A 1965-nucleotide genomic window follows, 5' to 3' on the forward strand; every position below is an offset into this window, starting at 1 on the left:
CGCCAGCGTCGGGCCGTTCGCCCGCGTGCTGCCGCTGGCCCTGCTGGCCATCGGCGGCGGCCTGACCCTGCTGGTCTGGGCCGTGGCCCGCCGCGCCGGGGCCGACCGGCGCGCCTTCGCCGACACCGAGCGGCGCTACCGCACCGCGGTCGAGGCCGCCCGCTGCGGCGTGTGGGAATGGGACCTGCGCGCCGACGAGGTCTACGTCTCGGAAGTGCTGGCCGTGATCCTGGGTTGGCGGGCCGGCGGCGTGGTGAAGGGCGACGACCTGCTGGACAAGGTCGCCCAGGACCATCGCCCCCGCGTGCTGCACGCCCTGAAGAGCGCCGCCGCCTACGGCGCCTTCGACGTCACCTTCCGCGCGCCCGGCGCCGACGGCCGCTCGACCTGGATCGAGGCCCGCGGCCAGGCGGTGGGCGAACGCGACGAGGACGGCTATTCGCGCATCGTCGGCGTGGCGCTGGACGTCACCGAGGAGCGCTCGGCCCAGTCGCGCGCCCGCGCCGCCGAGGCCCGCCTGCGCGACGCGGTGGAGAGCGCCTCGGAAGCCTTCGTGCTGTGGAACCGCCTGGGTCGCCTGGTGATGAGCAACCAGACCTTCCGCGACTGGTTCGGCTTCGAGCAGCGGCTGCTGAAGCCGGGCGCGCCGCGCGACGCCATCATGCAGATCGCCCAGCTGGCCGTGCGCCAGGAAGCCGCCGCTCCGGACGGACGGCCGGGCGTGCGCGAAGCCGAGATGCACGACGGCCGCTGGCTGCAGATCTCCGAGCGCACCACCGCCGACGGCGGCGCGGTGATCACCGCCGCCGACATCACCGCCGTGAAGCGCCAGGAAGACGCGCGCCGGCGCAACGAGGAAGAGCTGCACCAGATCGTCGAACGGCTGGAGCAGAGCCAGGCCGAGCTGGCGATCCTCGCCCGCAAGTACGAGGCGGCCAAGACCAAGGCCGAGGGCGCCAACCGCGCCAAGAGCGAGTTCCTGGCCAATATGAGCCACGAGCTGCGCACACCGCTGAACGCCATCAACGGCTTCTCGGAGATCATGGTCGGCGAGATGTACGGACCGCTGGGCGACCGCCGCTACCGCGAGTACGCCCAGGACATCCACAATTCCGGCCAGCACCTGCTGGCCCTGATCAACGACATCCTCGACATGGCCAAGATCGAGGCCGGCAAGATGACCCTGCGCTTCGAGGCGGTGTCGATCGAGGAGGTGGCCGAGGACGCCATGCGCCTGGTGCGCAACCGCGCCGAGACCGCCGGCCTGCAACTGCGTCTGGACCTGCCCTCGACCCTGCCCGACGTCGAGGCCGACTATCGCGCCTTCAAGCAGGTGCTGCTGAACCTGCTGTCCAACGCCGTGAAATTCACCCCGCGCGGCGGCTCCGTCACGCTGGCGGCCCGCTCGGCCGGCGGCGGCGTGCGGGTCAGCGTGACCGACACCGGCATCGGCATTTCCCGGGAAGACCTGGAGCGACTGGCGCGGCCGTTCGAACAGGTCGAGAGCCAGCACGCCAAGACCCAGCAGGGCTCGGGCCTGGGCCTGGCGCTCACCAAGTCGCTGGTCGAGCTGCACCAGGGCCGCCTGGAGCTGGAGAGCGAGCCCGGCCGCGGCACCTCCGCCCACGTCATCCTGCCGGTCAACCGCCCGCAGGCGGAAGTTCACGCGGCGTAATTCTGCAAGATCTCCCCCCTCTGGGGGGAGCCGCCGCCGAAGGCGGCGTGGGGGGCTCCAGCGGAGCGCGCGGGCTCAGTGCGCAAAGACGCAAACCCGGTCGGGGCGTACGGGGCGGCGGCCAGCGTCGAGTCGGGCTGGAGCCCCCCACGGCGGCTTCGCCGCCTGCTCCCCCCTGCGCTCCGCTCGGGGGGAGATCTGACGTTTCCTACCTCTCCACCGGCGCCGGCGGCGCGACCGGGGCCGGGGCCTCGGGCGGCGGGCCGTGGCGGCGGCCGCCGGGGCCGCCC

1 protein-coding gene is annotated in these 1965 nt (G+C 73.2%); it reads left to right on the forward strand.

What is annotated here, in order from left to right; genetic code table 11:
• The coding region (locus G3573_RS21290; protein ID WP_163263635.1) for an ATP-binding protein at positions 1 to 1675 on the forward strand (1675 nt) is incomplete at its 5' end.
• Positions 1676 to 1965 lie beyond the last annotated feature (290 nt).

This window comes from Caulobacter sp. 17J65-9 (assembly GCF_010975005.1).
In the GTDB taxonomy this organism is placed as follows: Bacteria; Pseudomonadota; Alphaproteobacteria; order Caulobacterales; family Caulobacteraceae; genus 17J80-11.